The 18516-nt window shown below is 53.8% G+C and carries 15 protein-coding genes; 10 read left to right on the forward strand and 5 right to left on the reverse strand.

The features are described 5' to 3' along the window. Positions 1-493 precede the first annotated feature (493 nt). Positions 494-3532: a type I restriction endonuclease subunit R gene (locus ACO064_RS08735; RefSeq protein ID WP_421827001.1), complete on the forward strand. Its 3039-nt coding sequence runs from the start codon at positions 494-496 to the stop codon at positions 3530-3532. 6 nt (positions 3533-3538) lie between these two features. Here the strand turns inward: ACO064_RS08735 and rimK are convergent, their stop codons facing one another. The 4 genes from rimK to ACO064_RS08755 form a co-directional block, all read right to left on the reverse strand. Then, positions 3539-4441: a 30S ribosomal protein S6--L-glutamate ligase gene (rimK, locus tag ACO064_RS08740; RefSeq protein ID WP_421827002.1), complete on the reverse strand. Its 903-nt coding sequence runs from the start codon at positions 4439-4441 to the stop codon at positions 3539-3541. Positions 4442-4509: 68 nt separating this feature from the next. Continuing rightward, a complete protein-coding gene (locus tag ACO064_RS08745; protein ID WP_421827003.1) occupies positions 4510-4986 on the reverse strand; it encodes an ATP-dependent zinc protease in 477 nt (158 codons plus the stop codon). Then, positions 4983-6128, reverse strand: coding sequence for an ATP-binding protein (locus ACO064_RS08750; protein ID WP_421827004.1), 1146 nt, complete (start codon positions 6126-6128; stop codon positions 4983-4985). The genes ACO064_RS08745 and ACO064_RS08750 overlap by 4 nt, the downstream gene beginning before the upstream one ends. Positions 6129-6178: 50 nt before the next feature. Then, positions 6179-7393 carry a GlmU family protein gene (locus tag ACO064_RS08755; protein WP_421827005.1) on the reverse strand — a complete coding sequence of 405 codons (1215 nt, stop codon included), beginning with the start codon at positions 7391-7393 and terminating at the stop codon, positions 6179-6181. A gap of 159 nt (positions 7394-7552) precedes the next feature. Between ACO064_RS08755 and ACO064_RS08760 the strand changes: the two genes are divergently transcribed. From ACO064_RS08760 to ACO064_RS08775, 4 genes are all read left to right on the forward strand, one after another. Beyond that, entirely contained in the window at positions 7553-8101 is a 549-nt protein-coding gene (locus ACO064_RS08760; RefSeq protein ID WP_421827006.1) for a hypothetical protein, read from the forward strand. Positions 8102-8164: 63 nt separating this feature from the next. Further along, positions 8165-8917, forward strand: a complete 753-nt coding sequence (locus ACO064_RS08765; protein WP_421827007.1) for a shikimate dehydrogenase family protein — start codon at positions 8165-8167, stop codon at positions 8915-8917. Positions 8918-9053: 136 nt separating this feature from the next. Then, the gene (gene nagA, locus ACO064_RS08770; protein ID WP_421827008.1) at positions 9054-10202 is read left to right on the forward strand and encodes an N-acetylglucosamine-6-phosphate deacetylase; all 1149 of its coding nucleotides are present in this window, start codon (positions 9054-9056) and stop codon (positions 10200-10202) included. Between the two features lie 105 nt (positions 10203-10307). After that, a complete protein-coding gene (locus tag ACO064_RS08775; protein ID WP_421827009.1) occupies positions 10308-10529 on the forward strand; it encodes a hypothetical protein in 222 nt (73 codons plus the stop codon). A 176-nt stretch (positions 10530-10705) separates the two neighbouring features. Here the strand turns inward: ACO064_RS08775 and ACO064_RS08780 are convergent, their stop codons facing one another. Then, a complete protein-coding gene (locus tag ACO064_RS08780; RefSeq protein WP_421827010.1) occupies positions 10706-12478 on the reverse strand; it encodes an L-lactate permease in 1773 nt (590 codons plus the stop codon). A gap of 188 nt (positions 12479-12666) precedes the next feature. On the opposite strand from ACO064_RS08780, the gene ACO064_RS08785 reads away from it, so the two are divergent. The 5 genes from ACO064_RS08785 to ACO064_RS08805 all read left to right on the forward strand — a co-directional run bounded on the left by ACO064_RS08785 (position 12667) and on the right by ACO064_RS08805 (position 18462). Then, the gene (locus tag ACO064_RS08785) at positions 12667-13446 is read left to right on the forward strand and encodes a metallophosphoesterase family protein (RefSeq protein ID WP_421827011.1); all 780 of its coding nucleotides are present in this window, start codon (positions 12667-12669) and stop codon (positions 13444-13446) included. 119 nt (positions 13447-13565) lie between these two features. Further along, positions 13566-14303, forward strand: a complete 738-nt coding sequence (locus ACO064_RS08790) for a (Fe-S)-binding protein (protein ID WP_421827012.1) — start codon at positions 13566-13568, stop codon at positions 14301-14303. Beyond that, a complete protein-coding gene (locus ACO064_RS08795; protein ID WP_421827013.1) occupies positions 14303-15697 on the forward strand; it encodes a lactate utilization protein B in 1395 nt (464 codons plus the stop codon). The genes ACO064_RS08790 and ACO064_RS08795 overlap by 1 nt, the downstream gene beginning before the upstream one ends. Positions 15698-15730: 33 nt before the next feature. Beyond that, positions 15731-16315, forward strand: a complete 585-nt coding sequence (locus ACO064_RS08800) for a LutC/YkgG family protein (protein ID WP_421827014.1) — start codon at positions 15731-15733, stop codon at positions 16313-16315. Positions 16316-16569: 254 nt separating this feature from the next. Continuing rightward, positions 16570-18462 carry a malate synthase gene (locus tag ACO064_RS08805; RefSeq protein WP_421827015.1) on the forward strand — a complete coding sequence of 631 codons (1893 nt, stop codon included), beginning with the start codon at positions 16570-16572 and terminating at the stop codon, positions 18460-18462. The last annotated feature ends 54 nt before the right edge of the window (positions 18463-18516 follow it).

Below are 18516 nucleotides of genomic sequence, written 5' to 3' on the forward strand. Positions count from 1 at the left end.
CGGTTTTTTGAGCGATAAATACCAAACTATGTGTTTTCTTTTATGTATTTTTCGAACCCAGTAGAATGCCGAAAGCCCGGCTTGTGGCCGGGCTTCAGCATCTTAAGGAGGAGGGCGTTACGCTTCGGGCTCTGTAGCCACTGTCCAACGCAGGCACTGCAACCCTATCAGTTTCATTCAGTAAAGCAGTAGAAGAAACGATTTCTACTGAACTTACTACTTATTCTGGTACAAATGTCGCACCAAATACACGAATAAAACAAGTGATTTCAGTCTGTGCTGAATGGGTTGATGGGTTTTCTGCTGAATAACCCAGCAGATGCAAATAGGGATGGTGAGATATCCATTGATGATTATTCATTCTGCAACAACTACAGTTAAACGTCATTGAGCACAGTAAATACCAATTGGATGATTTATTGCGTGTCGATAATCCAATGGAAGTTTTTTACTAGATTTTAGACTGCTATTCCTACAAAATCACTCTTAATCAATGCCCAGCCAGACCAACGAACAAGCCCTCGAAGCCGCCATTGAGAAACAATTAACCGGCACCACCCGCGAAGACGTTCAGGCGGGAACCGTCGCCGAAACCGCTCCGCACTACCGGGCGGGCAACGGCTACTGGCTGGGCGAACCCGCCGATTTCAACGCCGACTACGCCATCGACACCCGGCGCTTCTGGCATTTTCTGACCACCACCCAGCCCGACGAACTGGCTAAACTCCAGACCCAGCCCCAGTGGGAGTTGCTGATCCTGCAAAAAGTGGATCGGCTGATCAAAAAATACGGCATTCTGTATCTGTTCCGCAAAGGGCTGGACATCGATGATGCCCAATTTACGATGCTGTATGTGCCGCCCCTGGCGTCGAGCAGTCAGGCCGTGAAAGACGCCTTCGAGCGGAACGAATTCAGCGTAACGCGGCAACTGCGCTATTCGACCACCAACCCCCGCGAAGAACTGGACATGGTGGTGTTTATCAACGGGTTGCCCGTGGCCACGATGGAGCTAAAGAACCAGTGGACGGGGCAAAACGCGCGGGTCCACGGCATCAAACAATACAAATGGGATCGTGACGCCACCCAGCCGCTGTTGCAGTTTGGCCGGTGCGTGGTCCATTTTGCCGTCGATCCCGATGAAGTTTTCATGACCACCCGGCTGAGTGGGAAAGACACCTATTTTCTGCCGTTCAACAAGGGTGACAAAAATCATGGCGCCGGCAATCCACCCAATTCTTTCGGCCATAAAACCGCCTACCTCTGGGAAGAGGTGCTAACCCGGCAAAACCTGAGTACGATTATCCAGCACTTTGTTACCCTCGACGGCAAAGCTACCGATCCGCTGTCGAAGCGAAACCTGCTTTTTCCGCGCTATCACCAGTGGGATGTTGTTCGGGGTTTACTAAAAAAAGTCAGCCTGCATGGCGTGGGGCAAACGTATCTGATTCAGCATTCGGCGGGTTCGGGCAAATCCAACTCCATCACCTGGGCGGCTTTCCAATTGATCGAAGCCTATCCCGAGTCGGAATCCACACCGGGAAACCGGGGCATCACCCACCCGCTGTTCGACTCGGTTATTGTGGTCACCGACCGCCGGTTGCTCGACCGCCAGATTCGGGACAATATCAAAGAGTTTTCGCAGGTTAAAAACATTGTGGCTCCGGCGTTTAGCTCTCAGGAGTTACGCACGGCGCTGGAAGGTGGCAAGAAGATCATCATCACCACCATTCAGAAATTCCCGTTCATCATCGACGGAATTGCCGACCTGAGCGACAAGCGGTTTGCGGTCATCATCGACGAAGCCCACAGTTCGCAGAGTGGTTCGGCCCACGACAGCATGAACAACGCGATGGGCAAAGCCAAAGCGGACAACAACGACGAGGAGACCGACGCCCAGGACCTGATTCTGGCGGCCATGCAGGCCCGAAAAATGCGCGGCAATGCGTCGTATTTCGCCTTTACGGCCACACCCAAGCCCAACACCCTCGAAAAGTTTGGCACGAAGCAGGCCGACGGCAAATTCGCTCCGTTTCATTTATACTCGATGAAACAGGCTATTGAGGAAGGTTTCATTCTGGATGTTCTGGCCAATTATACGACGTACAAAAGTTATTACGAGATTGAGAAATCAATCGAAGAAAATCCGCTTTTCGATACCCAGAAGGCCCAGAAAAAGCTACGCAGTTACGTCGAACAGCACCGGCAAACCATTCATACCAAGGCTGAGATTATGCTGGACCACTTCACGACGCAGGTGGTGAACACCAAAAAGCTCAAGGGCAAAGCCAAAGGCATGGTGGTTACGCAAAGCATTGAATCGGCTATTCGGTATTTTCTGGCCATCCGCACCATCCTGGCCGATAAAAATACCGCCTTCAAAGCCGTCATTGCTTTTTCGGGCAAAAAAACCGTTGATGGCATCGAGCATACGGAAGCCAGCCTGAACGGTTTTGCCGAGACCGAAACCAAAGACCGGTTTGACACCGATGAATACCGGCTGTTGGTCGTGGCCAACAAATACCTGACGGGTTTCGACCAGCCCAAACTCTCGGCCATGTACATCGACAAGAAATTGCAGGGTGTGCTGGCCGTTCAGGCGCTGTCGCGGTTGAACCGGGCGGCCAATGCCCTGGGCAAGAAAACCGAAGATTTGTTTATTCTGGATTTCTTCAATACCGTCGATGACATCAAGTCCGCATTCGATCCCTTTTATACGGCGACCTCGTTGAGCAGTGCCACCGACGTCAACGTGTTGCACGAGTTGAAAGCCCAACTGGACGATGTTGGGGTCTATGAATGGGGCGAAGTGGAGGATTTTGTCGCCAAATATTTCCGGGGCGTCGATGCCCAGCAGCTCAGTCCCATCATTGACGTAGCCGCTGATCGGTTCAGCAGCGAGCTGGGGCTGGAAGACAATGACAAGGCCGATTTTAAAATCAAAGCCAAGCAGTTTGTCAAGATTTACGGGCAAATGGCGTCCATCCTCCCGTTTGAAGTGGTGAACTGGGAAAAGTTGTTCTGGTTTTTAAAGTTCCTGATTCCCAAGCTGATCGTCCGCGACCCGCAGGGCGATGCGCTGGATGAGTTGCTCCAGTCGGTCGATCTATCCACGTATGGTCTGGAACGCACCAAACTGGGCCATACCATCGGTCTGGATGATTCCGAAACCGAAGTAGACCCGCAAAACCCGAATCCGCGCGGAGCCCACGGCAGCGATGCCGAGCACGACCCCTTAGACCTGATCATCAACAGCTTCAACGAGCAGCATTTTCAGGGCTGGAGTGCTACACCCGAAGAGCAGCGGGTAAAGTTTATCAGCATGTTGAAGTATGTTCAACAACAGCCGAGTTTTAAGACCCATGTTCTCAATAATCCGGATGTGCAAAACCGTGAAATTGCCTTCCAGAAGCTGTTCAACGATGCCGTCAACCAGCAACGCAAATTGGATATTGAATTTTATAAATTATATACGCAGGATGCAGCTTTTAAACAAGCCTGTCAGGACTCAGGTCGGCGGGTGTTGGGGATCTGACTACCGCTACACCCCCACCGTGTCATTTTCATCCGTCGGAATCTTCTCTTCGATGAAGTCCACAATCTGACCGGCGATGTCGATTCCCGTCGTTTTTTCGATGCCTTCCAGCCCCGGCGACGAGTTGACTTCCAGCACCAGCGGCCCCCGCTGCGATTGTAGCATATCGACGCCCGCGACCCGTAATCCCAGCGCTTTGGCGGCATTGACCGCCGTCCATTCTTCGTCGGGCGTCAGCAAAACCGCCTGACCGGAGCCACCCCGGTGCAGGTTGGACCGAAACTCGCCTTCCTTGCCCTGGCGTTTCATAGCCCCCACCACGCGCCCACCCACGACGAACGCCCGGATGTCGGCCCCTCTGGCTTCGGCGATGTATTCCTGAATCAACACATTGGCTTTCAAACCGTAAAACGCTTCGATCGTCGATTTGGCATTTTTGGCGGTTTCGGCCAGCACCACGCCCATGCCCTGCGTGCCTTCGAGCAGTTTGATCACCACCGGCGGGCCGCCCACCAGCGCAATCAGTTGATCGACGTCTTTGGGATGTTTGGCAAACACGGTTTTGGGCAGCCCTACGCCCGCTTTCGACAACACCTGCAAGCTCCGCAGTTTGTTTCGGGAACGGGTGATGGCCTGCGAACGCGCCGTTGTAAACACTTTCATCATCTCAAACTGGCGAACCACCGCGCAGCCGTAGTCGGTAACGGAAGCGCCGATCCGCGGCACAATGGCGTCGATTTGCTTCAGTGGCTGGCCTTTGTAGAGCACTTCGGGTTTTCCGCCTTCGATCATCACCTGGCACCGCAGGTGGTCGATCACAACGGGTTCGTGTCCGTGCTGCTCGGCAGCCTGTACCAATCGCCGGGTAGAATACAGGTCGGAATTGGTTGACAATATGGCAATACGCATATCGGTAAAAAAGGAAAGTCGGTTGGTGTAGATTCAGGGAAGCACAGACCCGGTTTTCGCGACAGAAATCAGGATTTCGGCGTCTGTTGTTTGAGTTGATACGAAACGTTTTGCAGTGATACGTCAACAACAAATTTGTTACGCAATAGTTTGCGGCCCAGCAAGACCGGGAAGCGCATTGTGCCGCGGTTGGCCAGCGAAAATTCGGCCCGGATGTGCCGCCCCATCACCAGAACGCGGGTTTGGATGACAAACCGCTTTTCGGATTGACCGAATGAGTTTTTAACGGTTTTATATTGAAAAACGTCGGTTACAAACTGCTTTTTTTTTCGGCCCCGCGCGCCCGCCAGCGTGAAATGCAGCCGCGACTGGTCGCCGTTTTGCACTAGTTTTACGTCGGTACAATGCAGGGCAGAGCCGAAGGCTCCGGTGTCGATTTTGGCTTCGATGTCGTTCCAGTCCAGATCCGGAAAATCCACCCGGTCGGCAAAACCGATAACCTGTTTGGGGCGCTCGGCCGAAGCCTTCTGCGTCGGTTTTTTCATTTTCCGTTGCGAATCAAACTACTGAACGTGAGCGACAAATCCATCATCACCATCTTGGCGCGGACGTTCCGTTCGATGTGAAAAACCGCTTCGTTCAGGTTACCGACCATGTGTTCGAGGTGTTCGGGTTCGAGAACTTTGCCAAAGTTTTCCACAAACGTACGTTCTTCGGCGGGGAGTCGCAAGAGTTCGTTGACGCCGTGTTTCCACAAAAACAGGTCGCGGCAGAGGTTCAGGCTGTAGTCGAGCAAACCGCGCTGTTTTTCTTTCCCGAGCGCATCGAACACATCCGCCTGTTTGACCAGCGCGATCAGGTCCTGGCGGTAACAAAACCGCATCCACTCGGCAAACCACGCGTGCCGGTCCGACCCCGGTTCGCCGTCTTTCTGCTCCGGTTCTTCTTCCGACAACCGAATGGCTTCCGACAGATTCCCGTCGGCCAGATAGGCTAGTTCCCGGGCCCGTTTTTCGGGCAGATTCAGGTGCTGGCGCAGGTGCGTGGCCACTTCATCGTCCGAAAACGCCTGAACGGCCACGCGCTGTGTCCGCGACAGAATCGTAATCAGCAGTTTGTCAGACTGGTTGGTGACCAACAGAAAAAGCGTTCGGGCGGGCGGTTCTTCCAGCAATTTCAGCAGGGCATTGGCCGTTGCCGTATGCAGATTTTCGGCACACCAGATCAACACAATTTTATACTCGCCTTCGTACGCTTTCAGCGACAGTTTACCCATCAGCTCACGCGCTTCCTCGACCGGAATGTTGCCCTGTTTGATGCTGATTGCAGCCAGCCACTCATCCAGCACGCGGTAGGGATGCTGGGCAACAAACTTGCGCCAGTCGGCCATGAACGTTTCGCTGGTGACCTTGCTGCCCGCTACCGGAAAAATGATGGAAAGGTCCGGGTGAACGAGTTTGTTCATTTTCGTGCAGGACGGACAGCGACCGCAGGCGTCGGCCAGGCCATCCGGAAGTTCCTGCCGGTTTTCGCAGTTGATGAACGTCGCAAAGGCCAGCGCCAGCGCAAGGTTCGCACTGCCCGGTGGCCCGTCAAAAAGCTGGGCGTGGGCCAGGTGGTTGGTCTGAACCGCCCGCGTCAACGCCCGCTTCGTGTCGTCGTGTCCAATGATTTCGCTGAATTGCATGGTATCAAAAGAGCCGGAAAATCCTGCCGTTTAGCCTGTCGTCTTTCTGTTCAAATCCCCTCTCCCGCTTTTTCCTGACGCCGTTTGGCCGTCTGCCGATGCACTTCCCGCAAAATAGTTTCTTCGACCCCGTCAAAGTCCAGCCCCCGGCGTCCGATGGTTTCGCGGGCCACCTGCAAGGCTTTGTCGAGCCGGTATTCCGTAAACCCCTCAGCTCCACCGCCCCACGAAAACGAGGGAATGTGTTTGGGTTGAAAACCGGCTCCGAACACGTTGGCATTCACGCCCACAACGGTGCCGGTATTGAACATCGTGCTAATGCCCACCTTCGTATAGTCGCCCATCATCAACCCGCAGAACAGCCGACCGGTATTTTCGAGCCGGTTGGTGGCGTAACTATACAGGTTCACGTTGGTATAATCGTTTTTTAGGTTGGAATTGTTGGTGTTGGCGCCCAGATTACACCACTCACCAATGACTGAATTGCCCAGAAAACCGTCGTGGCCCTTGTTGCTGTAGCCCAGAAAAACCGAGTTTCCGACTTCTCCGCCCACTTTGCTATACGGCCCGATGGTGGTATTGCTGCGCATTTTGCCGCCCCAGTTCACCGTGGCGTTGTCGCACAGCGCAAAAGGGCCGAGCATGACCGTTCCTTCCTGAATCAACGCGTTTTTGCCGATGTAAATCGGGCCGTTTTCGGCATTCAGAATAGCCGCCCGAATCACCGCGCCTTCCTCCACAAAAATGTTTTCGGGCGCATAACAACGGGTGTGCGGATCGGTTATCGGCTGCGAAGTCCGGCCAGCCGTCAGCAGTTCAAAGTCAGCTCGGATCTGCTCACCGTTGTGAACAAAAATCGACGGCAGGTCTTTCAGAATTGTCAATGGCTCTTCGAATACGTCCCAGGTACCGGCATCGTCGGCCGAGGGGGCGGTTTCCAGCGGTTTTTCGGTGCGAAATGCCAGCAGCAATCCTTCCGTTGTTACCAGCCCCGACTCCGGTTTTAACCCATTCAACGCATTAATGAGAGCGTTGGTAGGGCAAACAGCACCGTTTACGAAAAAATTATCGTGAATTGTCCGATAGGGATATTTTATTTGCAGGTACAAATCCGTCAAAAATGAAGGCGTTGTCCGGAGCCGGATGGCCCATTTTTCAGTGATGGTGCAGATGCCGATCCGGATTTCGCTTACGGGCCGGGTAAAGGTCAAGGGCAGCAGGGCCGTGCGAATCGTTGGATCGTCAAAGAGAATCAGGTTGTGCATACACTACTCGACAGTCAGGTTGCAAATATCCGAGTTTAATCGGGAAAGTGACTGCCTGAATTTTATCAAATAAATTAATTTTTTTGATGTGCCTTTTAAACCATTACCCCGTCTAAATGGTCACTGTACATAGTACTGCCTTTTCCCGCCTATATCCACATGAAGAATATCCTTTTACTGGCTTTGATTGGTTCCATGCTGAATTGCGACAATAAGAAAATAGGGGTTCCTCAAATCCCGAATTGTGGCAATTTCATGGCGTTGAAGAATTCACAGGAATGGTCAGCGGCTTCAACGGCGACCTTTGCGAACCGCGACAGCATCAATGTGATGGTGGAAGAATGCGGCACGTTCCGCACCGCCGGTGAAGTCGACTGGCTCAGCATCAATCAGTTACCCACAAAACCCGGTACCTATCGGCTGCGGCCCATCCGCTGGGACGACCTCAACGGCACCCCGCTTTCGGCCTGGGTGTATACGCGCATTGGCGATAACCCGACCGGCGACCGCTACAACCTCTACGCGTCGAAGACCGAGACCAATGAGGTCATCGTCGACGCCTACAACCCCACCAGCCGCCAACTCGAAGGCCATCTGAACGCAACGTTCGTGATCGACCCCGACAGTGATTCGCCCGGCCGGTCGCGGCCCGACACCATCCGGATTCGGGATGCTATATTTTCGGTGGTGGTCAACGGGGCAATTTAGCCGGTTTTTTGTCGGGTTTACCGGTTTTGGTCGTAGCTTTGGGCAACCGATTTATCCTTTGTTATGCGCCGTTACGGACTGATTGGGTATCCGCTCACCCACTCGTTTTCCCAGAAATATTTTACTGAAAAGTTTGAAAGAGAAGGTATTCCGGACAGTCGCTACGACCTGTTCGCATTGCCCGATCCGACGGCTTTTCCGAACCTGATCGCTTCAATTCCCTACCTCGTCGGCCTGAACGTCACCATTCCGCACAAACAGGCCATTCTCCCGTTTCTGGATGAACTTGATCCGGCTTCGGCCGGGCGGATTGGGGCTGTCAACACCATCCGGATTTTGCCCGACGGTCGAAAAATCGGCTACAACACGGATTACTACGGGTTTCGGTTGTCGCTGGAAGTCTGGCTGAAATCGCTCGACATTGCGCCCGAAACGCTTCAGGCGATGGTGCTGGGCAATGGCGGAGCAGCCAAAGCCGTCACGACCGCCCTGGCTGATTTACACATCCGCTACCGGCTGGTTTCCCGGCAACAAACCGCCGAAGCCCTGGCCTACGAAAACATCAGCCCGACGATCCTGGACGAATACCGCCTGATTATCAATACCTCACCCGTCGGCACGTACCCCAATGTAGAAGCTAGTCCGGCCATTCCGTACGGTCTGCTGACGAGCCGACATTTGCTGTATGACCTGGTCTATAATCCGGCGGAAACCCGGTTTCTGCAGCAGGGCCGCGAACAGGGAGCCGCGACCCATAACGGGCTGCCTATGCTCCACCTGCAAGCCGAAAAAGCCTGGGAAATCTGGAATTTGTAGCAATGCCGCTGACAGGGTCTTTGACCGCTGTCAGGGCCACGCAAAAAATGCCGCTGACAGGGTCTTTGACCACTGTTAGGGCTACGCAAAAAATGCCGCTGACAGGGTCTTCGACCGCTGTCAGGGCCTCGTAATCATGCACGAACTAACACTGACCAACGCGACGGTTTTTACCGGAACAACCCTTTTGCCGAATGCTTCGGTGCGGATTTCGAACGGACTGATCCAGGAGGTCTTCGCCGGAACAGCGGACGACCCGGACGCCGTCGACCTGCGGGGCCACTGGCTGGTTCCCGGTTTTGTCGATCTGCAGTTGTACGGCGGCTCCGACTTTTTCCTGAACGCATCGCCCACCGCCGAAACCGTCGCGCACATTTACGAAACACACCTGAAAACCGGAACGACCTCCGTGGTGCCGACCTTGTATTCAACCTCGCTGGAAACCATTCTGCAAGCCGTGGAAGCCGTTCGGCAGGTGCGGCAAACGAATCCGAATGGCGTGTTGGGGCTGCACGTGGAAGGGCCGTATATCAACGCCGTGAAGCGGGGGGCGCACAGTGCGAATTACGTGCGCCAGCCTACTGATGCCGAGTTGGTCGAGTTGTTTGAGAAGGGCCGTGACGTCATCCGGCTGCTGACCATCGCCCCCGAAATTTTTGGTCCGGAGCAGCTTTCCAGGCTGATTGAACAAGCCAGTCAGGCTTCTACCCTGCTGTCGCTGGGTCATAGCAATGCCACCTACGCGGAAGCCACCGGGGCTTTCAACCGCGGAATTATCCTTTCGACGCACCTCTACAACGCCATGCGCCCGTTTGAAAGCCGCGAACCGGGTGTTGTCGGGGCGGTTTTCGACCATCCGGGCGTTCGGGCCAGCATCATTGCCGACGGTTTTCACTGCGACTGGGCCACCATCCGGATTGCGAAACGGCTGCTCGGCGAGCGGCTTTTTCTGATTTCGGATGCGACCTTTGCCAACCCGACCCAGCCCACCTATGCCTTCGAAGATTTTATTCTGCACTACGAAAACGGGCGGTATACCAACCCGGAAGGCAAACTGGCCGGTTCGTCGATTACCCTGCTCAAAGCCGTTCAGAATTGCATTCAGCACGTGGGGCTGGAACCGGCCGAGGTGTTCCGGATGGCGGCCACCGTTCCGGCTGAAATCATTGGATTGGGGGATTCAATGGGCAAAATCCAGACCGGTTTTGTTGCCAATCTGGCGGTTTTAACGGAAGACTTTCGGGTTTCTGAGGTGCTGGTGGGTGGCCGGTTTCAGAACCGGTAAATTAGTCAGACCTTGCCGGGTGGATGCAAAACAAGAAAGGATACGAACCTAGGCGGCTTATTAAAGGTTTTTGGTGTAATTTGAGAGAACAAAAGCGGACAAAAAATGGAAACTAAAAAAACGCTTGAGCCAATTCCACCGATGCGTCGCGGGGCCAATTCATACAAACCTGAGGATATTATCCACTGGGCTGTTCAACGGTTTCTGGACGAAGTCTCTCATAAAGAGCCGCTAGAGATTCCAGACCTGGGTTTTACGGATGAAGAAAACCGGCGAATGGACGAAATTTTAGCAGAAGAACGCAAGTCATCATCTCCAGATCATTGATCACACTGTATGCCTAAATCGATTCAAATAGCCAAGGAAAATTGAGATCGAATCCCCTTCCACCCGGCATGTCGGCCCGAAATATGGGCAAGAATGATTTATGGGTTGCTGCTACCGCTTTATATTTTGATATGGAACTGCATACTACTGATCATGACTTCGATCATTTGTCGCTATTAGGTCTCAGATTGATGAAATCGTAGCGTTTTCTTCTTCGCAATCACCCGAATCGTTACGGCCAGCGCAACCAGCACCAGCGCCAGAATCAGCAGATACAGATAGCCCCGCGATGCGTCCGGACTCGCTACGGTTTTCTGGTTGCTGAGCATTTCATACGTCGGAATGACCCACTGGAAGACGTAGGCCTGCGCCAGCGTGATGAAACAGATGACCGTCAGCATGATAAAACTGTGCTTGACCGTAAAACGAAATAGCTCCGATTCTTTCCCGACTAAACTGCCGGCCGCAGCCGCCACCGCAATGGACTGCGGAGAAATCATTTTCCCCACCACGCCCCCCGACACGTTGGCAGCCACCGTCACCACCGGATCGACGCCAATCGACTGAGCCGTAGCGTATTGCAGTTTGCTGAACAAGGCATTGGCCGACGTATCGGAGCCGGTAATGAACACCCCCAGCCAGCCCAGAATCGGCGCGAAAAAGGGGAACAAAAAACCGGTATTGGCCAGCACCGCGGCCAGAGTGAGCGTGATGCCCGAGTCGTTGACGATGTAGGCAAAGCCCAAAACCGCAGCAATGGTCAGCACGGGAAATTTTAACTGGTTGAGTGTACTGATAAAAATGCGGGCAGCCTCCCGGTAAGTCAGCCCAATCAGGGGAATCACCACCAGATTGGCGATAAGAATGGCGGTTCCGGCCGCCGATAAGTAATTGAATTTGAATATTTTTGGCAAAACCGCTCCATTTTCGCCCACAATGGCGTTGTGCAGGCCGGGCACTTCGAACTGGATCATACCCACGGCGTTGAGTACGTCCTTGATCGGTTGCACACCCCAGGCAATTACCATGATGGTCAGCACCAGAAACGGCGACCAGGCCCGCAGCATCTGACCGCTGCTATACGAAACGTCGGTGTTGAACGTGGGAGCCGGTTCATTGGCAAACCGCCAGACGGTTTCGGGTTTCCAGAACCGCAGAAAAACCATGAGGCAGATAATCGATCCCAGACCCGCGATCACGTCGGGCAGCGAAGGCCCCAGGTAATTGGACGAAAACCATTGCAGGAAGGCGAACGAAATACCGCACACCATGACCGCCGGCAACACTTCCCTCGCTTTTTTGAAACCGGCGATGATCGTTACGAGGTAAAAAGGCAGAATGATCGACAAAATCGGCAGCGTGCGGCCCACCATTTGAGAAATCGGCAACTCCGGAATCCCGGAAACCTGCGAGGCCACGGTGATGGGAATGCCGATGGAGCCAAACGCCACCGGGGCGGTATTGGCAATCAGGCAAATTCCCGAAGCATACAGCGGATTGAACCCCAGACCCACCAGCATGGCCGCCGTGATGGCCACCGGTGCTCCGAATCCTGCCGTCCCTTCCAGAAAAGAGCCGAACGAGAACGCAATGAGCAGCGCCTGCAACCGCCGGTCGGACGTGATGCCCGCCATGAAGTGTTTGATGATTTCGAATTGCCCGCTTTTGACCGTCAGATTGAACAGAAAAACCGCCATGACCACCAGCCAGCAAATGGGAAACAACCCGTATAACGCGCCGTGGGCGAAGGACAGAACCGCCAGTTTGACCGGCATTCCGTACACCAGAATGGCCAGCAGGGCGGCAATGACCGTGGCGAGTAGACTGGCCTGATAACCTTTCATTTTTCGGATGATCAACGCCCAGAAAATGAAGAGAATGGGGAGGGCCGCGACGAGTACGGACAACGTGAGGTTCTGCAGGGGATCAATAACCTGGGTCCATTTCATAAACTATCCGGGCGTTAAGGGTTCAGGGTAAAGGTAGATCAATCAGATAAAGCAAATTTTACCGCTTTTTACTATACGATTTCGCCCGTTCGGGATCTGCGTCTCTTTTCTGATTCGTTTTTACCGCCCTGTCAATCCGCTAACCGTTATCTTTGTGGCTTGTTTTGTGTTACTTTCTGGTTTATAGAATGTTAAAAATTGCCGTCATCAGCGATATTCACGCCAATCTGCCCGCTCTGGAAGCGGTTTTACAGGACATTGAAAACCGTCGGGTCGATCAGCTTTTCTGCCTCGGCGATCTGGTCGATTTTGCCCCCTGGCCCAATGAAGTCATCGACCTGATCCGGCGAAACCGCATCCCGACGATCATGGGAAACCACGACGAACGCATTGCCTTCGACCTGCCGGTTATTCCGTTAGCGAAACACCGCGATTCCGAAACCCAGGCCCGGATGGCCGCCATCGCCTACACCCGTCAGCACATTACGCCGGAAAACAAGTCATTCCTGGCCAGCCTGCCGCGTCAGCTCCGGGTAGAATTCACGTTTGCGGATGCGTCGCTTTCCGTCCTCATGACCCACGCCAGCACCCGGTCGATCGACGAGTACATTTACGAAGACCATGATTCCGATGAGCTGGCGACGATGATGGACGAACAAAACGCCGACGTATTGATCATGGGTCACACGCACCAGTCGTACATCCGCACGGTTCAAAACCGCCCCGGTTTTCCGGCCAGAACCGCCATCAATTGCGGCTCTGTCGGGCGATCCAAAGAAGCACTACCGCTGGCTACCTACCTGCTCATCACCACCTCCGGCGTTCAGAAGCGGTTTGATGCCGACTCGATTGCGTATGAACTGATTCAGGTGGACTACCCCATCGCGCAGACCGCCCACGGAATCCGGCGCAGTGAAATCCCGGATTTTTACGCCGACTTTTTGGAGAGAGTGTTGCCGGTCGACTGATCCATGACCCGTCGCCAGAAATGGTAAAGGGGACTGATTCGCAGTGGCTTAGTAAATTGATTCGCTTCGCTGCTTTAGGGATAAAAGCGTCTAAGCAACCCGATCCTAAACCCTACCCCATGACTGTCGGACTTTTTATTCCCTGCTACGTCAACCAGTTTTATCCCCAGGCCGCGATTGCAACCCTGCAACTGCTGCAAAAACTGGGGGTCGAGGTGGTGTATCCGCCCCGGCAAACCTGCTGCGGACAACCGATGGCCAATTCCGGCTTCGAACACCTCACGCAGGACTGCAACCGTCTTTTTCTGGAAAATTTTTCCGACTTCGATTACATCGTGGCGCCCTCGGCCAGTTGCGTGTTACACGTCAAGCAACACCTCCATGCGCCGACGAATCCGGCTCTGGCGGAACGGACCCGATCCAGAGTCTACGAACTGGTGGAGTTTCTGACCGATGTACTGAAAGTGGAAAATCTGGCGGCCCGGTTTCCCCACAAAGTTGGCATTCACCAGAGTTGCCACGGGCTGCGGGGGCTGTATCTGGCCCAGATGAGCGAACTCAACGCGTCGCCCTTTTCCAAACCAGTGCAGTTGCTGAACATGGTGGACGGCCTGGAACTAGTTGATCTGGATCGCCCGGACGAATGCTGCGGTTTTGGCGGCACCTTCTGCGTGGCCGAAGAAGCTGTTTCCGTCAAAATGGGCAAAGACCGCGTGACCGATCACGTTAAAAATGGCGCCGAATACATTACCTCCGTGGATCTTTCCTGCCTGATGCACCTGGAAGGCATCCTGCACCGGAATAAAAGCGCCATCAAAGCCGTACACATTGCCGAAATTCTAAACGCCACCGTGTGATGGAAAAAGCAACGAAAGATCATGCCGCCCTGGCCGAAGCGTTTAACCAGGACGAAGAACACGTGAACTGGCACGACGGTGCGCTCTGGTGGATTCGGCAAAAACGGGACATAGCCGCCAAAAATATCCCCGAATGGGAACAATTGCGCGAAACCGCTTCCCGAATCAAAAGCAACGTGCTGTCCAACCTGCACGATTATCTGCTGGAGTTTGAAGCCAACCTCACCAAAAATGGCGTAACGGTTCACTGGGCGGCTGATGCGGAAGAACACAACCGGATTGTGTATTCCATCCTGAAAGCGAAGGAAATCACGCAGATGATCAAGAGCAAATCCATGCTCACGGAAGAATGCCACCTGAACGAATACCTGATCGAACGCGGCATCGACGTCATCAACTCGGATCTGGGCGAATACATTCAGCAACTGGACAACGAACCGCCGAGCCACATTGTGCTGCCCTGTATTCACAAACGAAAAGAAGAAATCGGCGAGATTTTTCACGAACACCTGGGCACCGAAAAAGGCGTTTCGGACCCGACCACCTTAACCCGGTTTGCCCGCTGGCACCTCCGCGATGCCTTCATCAGCCGCCGGGCCGCCCTGACCGGCGTTAATTTCGCCGTGGCCGAAACCGGCGAATACGTCGTCTGTACGAACGAGGGAAATGCCGATATGGGCGCCCATTTGTCGGACATTCAGATTGCGTCGATGGGCATTGAAAAGATCATTCCCAAAAAGGAACACCTCGGTGTTTTTTTACGGTTGCTGGCCCGGAGTGCTACCGGTCAGCCCATCACGATTTATTCCAGCCATTTTAAAAAACCGCGTGCGGGTCAGGAGATGCATCTGGTTCTGGTCGATCTCGGCCGAAGCCGTCAGTTGGGTCGGCCGGATTTCCGGGATTCATTGAAATGCATCAAATGTGGCGCGTGCATGAACACTTGCCCGGTGTATCGAAAAAGTGGTGGTTTGAGCTACCACAACACCATTTCCGGCCCGATTGGGGCGATTCTGGCCCCGAATCTGGACATGAAAAGGCACGCGGATCTGCCGTTTGCATCGACGCTCTGCGGTTCGTGTTCCAATGTCTGCCCGGTAAAAATCAATATTCACGATCAGCTCTACCAGTGGCGGCAGGTAATCGTTCAGGAAGGCTATGCGGCCAATACCAAGGTTTTGGGTATGAAAGCAATGGCCTGGACCTTATCCTCACCCGGTTCGTATACCACCATCGGGCGGGCCGGTCGGTGGGTGTTGAACAACATCCCGTTTGCCGTGAACAACAAGTTTAATCCGTGGTACAAACAGCGGGAAATGCCAGACGGGCCGAAGGAGTCGTTCGGGGAATGGTACGCCAAGAACCAGGGCGACAACGGTTCCGAAAAAGTTTAAAATACCCTTTCCATCCTGAACCTGAAAACCGGCATGAACACCCGAGAAAGTATACTGGCTGCGGTTTTGAAAAACCAGCCCCCCGCCAGTCCGTTGCCCGATCTGTCTTTTTTGAAGGGCAACCGACCGGACATCATTGCAACCTATCAGGCGGTTTTTACCAGCATCGGCGGTAGCGTCTTTGTCGTTGACGATCTGGCCACCGTGAACACCCGGCTTCGGGAGAACTTCGATTCTACGAAGCGGCTGGTTACCACCCTGCCGGAGCTGGGCGAACCGTTTGAAGTTCTCTCCAAAACCGCCGACCCGCGCACCTTCAACGACGTCGAACTGGCCGTGATTGAAGCCCAACTGGCCGTTGCCGAAAACGGGGCGGTCTGGCTCCCGGAACAACGGATGGGACAACGCATCATTCCGTACATCTGTCAGCATCTGGCGGTGGTCGTCCGGGCCGAAACCATCGTTCCGACCCTGCACGAAGCCTATGCGCAAATCGGGCCGGGCGACTACGGTTTTGGTGCGTTTATCGGCGGGCCTTCCAAAACGGCGGACATCGAGCAGGCGCTGGTGATGGGCGCCCACGGACCGATTACGATGACGGTATTTATTTTGGATTAATTTGAACTATAAATTGGGCAGTCCAGAAATCCAGCCCACAGTTTTAACTGTGGGTTTGTGAGAAGAAACCGGTGTAAATGAAACCGTTTTAACGGTTTGAAGATCTCAAAACCGTTAAAACGGTTCCAATTATATATTGCATTTTTTCTAAACCCACGGTTAAAACCGCGGGCTATAATAAAAACTAAACCCGATAATCTGACTGATTTATAGTCCATGCATTTCACGTTATTTTAAGCAACTAAACCCCGAACATGACCCTTATCATTCGCGACAACCTGCAGGAAATCTATACAGACGTCTATACCGAAGAAGCCCTCGCGGCCCTTTCGGCCCTCGCTCCCTTCAACCAACGCATCAAAACTGCCATGGCCGACCGGCTGAAACGGCGCGCTGATCGGCAGCAACAGAAAAACCGGATTACCTTCCTCGACCCGGAAAGTTTGATTCCCGGCACAAAAATCAAGGTGAAGGACGCCCGCGACGGCCAATTCGAAGGTTCGGTTATTCCGGCCGATCTGCAACGCCAGTGGATTCAGGGAACCGGGCCAGCCGCCAAACCCAACGCGCCCGTCGAAAACAGCATTCGGAATGTCGCCTACGCGCTGCTTTCCGGTGCCGACGGCTGGATGTTCGACGGAGAAGATGCGTTGGGCCAAATTACCACCATGTCGCTCGACAACCAGCGCAACCTCAAACTCGCCATTCACAAAGACCCGGTTTTCCTGAAAGTTGCCGAACAGGTCGCTCAGGAAATGAACCGCTGGTCGAAATCGTTTTTGGGTCGGGAAATGATCACCGATTGGGAAAAACAACTCAATTTTACCACCAAAATCTTTCGCGCGCGGGGTCTTCACCTCGACGACCGGCACATCCGCGATGCCGACGGCGTCGCTTTGGCCGCTTCGATTGTCGATGCGACACTCTACGTCGTCAACAATTATCAGGCTTTGCAAAAAGCCGGTTCGTCCATCGTGCTGTATCTGCCCAAAATCCAGACTGCCGGAGAAGCCGCCGTCTGGAACGACCTGCTCAACGCACTGGAGAGTCAGATTGGACTCCCTGTCGGAACGATTAAAGTGTATGTGCTAGTCGAACAACTCGAAGCGACGCACCAGTTGATGGAAATCCGGGCGGCTTTGGGCAAGCATTTCGTAGGCTACAATACCGGTCGCTGGGATTACATCAACAGCGTTTCAGATGCGATGGCGTGGGATAAAACGTTCATTAATCCCAACATCGAAGCCATCACGATGACGTATGGGTACATGCGGAATTACGAAGACCGGGTGCGCCGGGCCGTCAACACACCGGACCTGCACGGCAATTTCGCTTTGTGGCAGGGCGGTATGGAACCCAACATTCCGGTCGGTTCCGAAGCCGGAGTCGCAGCCAGCATGGAAAAAGCCGTGGCCGGTGCCGGTCGCGAACAGCGCGAAGGAGCCAGCGGAAAATGGGTGGCGCACTGGAAAATGGTACACATCGTCCGACCGGTTTGGGAAAAAGTCGGCGAAGCCAATCAGTTGGGACGCGAATTTCCCCGGCTGACGTACACGCAAGCCGATGCCGATGGCTTAATTCTGATCGAACCCGCACCGACCGACATTCGGGGCGCGCGGAATCTGGTGAGTGTGGCGTTGCAATACGGCAATGCGTTCGGGCAGGGCATGCAGGCAGCAGCCCTGAAACCGGCGGATTTTTTCGGCAACGACGATATTCTGTACCTGATGGAAGACATGGCAACGGGGGAAATCCGGCTGAGTATTCTGTGGGAATGGATTCACAAAGGGGCGGTATTGACAGACGATGATCCTGAAACCGGAACCCGGGCCGGGGCGGTTTTTTCGATGGAACTGTACCAAAAACTGGTAGCCGAAGAATACGAAAAGCTGTTGAAAGCGGCCAGTAAGGATGTGTACGAATCCTCGAAAACGACGACCTTGCCCATTGCGCTGGAGATTGCGAATGTCTACACGCTGAGCGAAGTAAAACCGCCCTGGTTCATCGACCTGCTGAACATCAACCTCAACAATCTGGACCTGGACGTGGCGAAAAAACGGATTCAACTGTATATGAACACGCTGGTGCAGGACGGCAAACGAATCACCGAAAATGTAGACTTTGTAGCAACGAGTCCGTATGTTTAGGGGCGGTTTTAGGCAGCAGTGGGCTGTTCTGAAAATCGTCATCAGCAAACTACG

The sequence above is a fragment of the Larkinella sp. genome (genome assembly GCF_965227735.1).
GTDB lineage: Bacteria > Bacteroidota > Bacteroidia > Cytophagales > Spirosomataceae > Larkinella.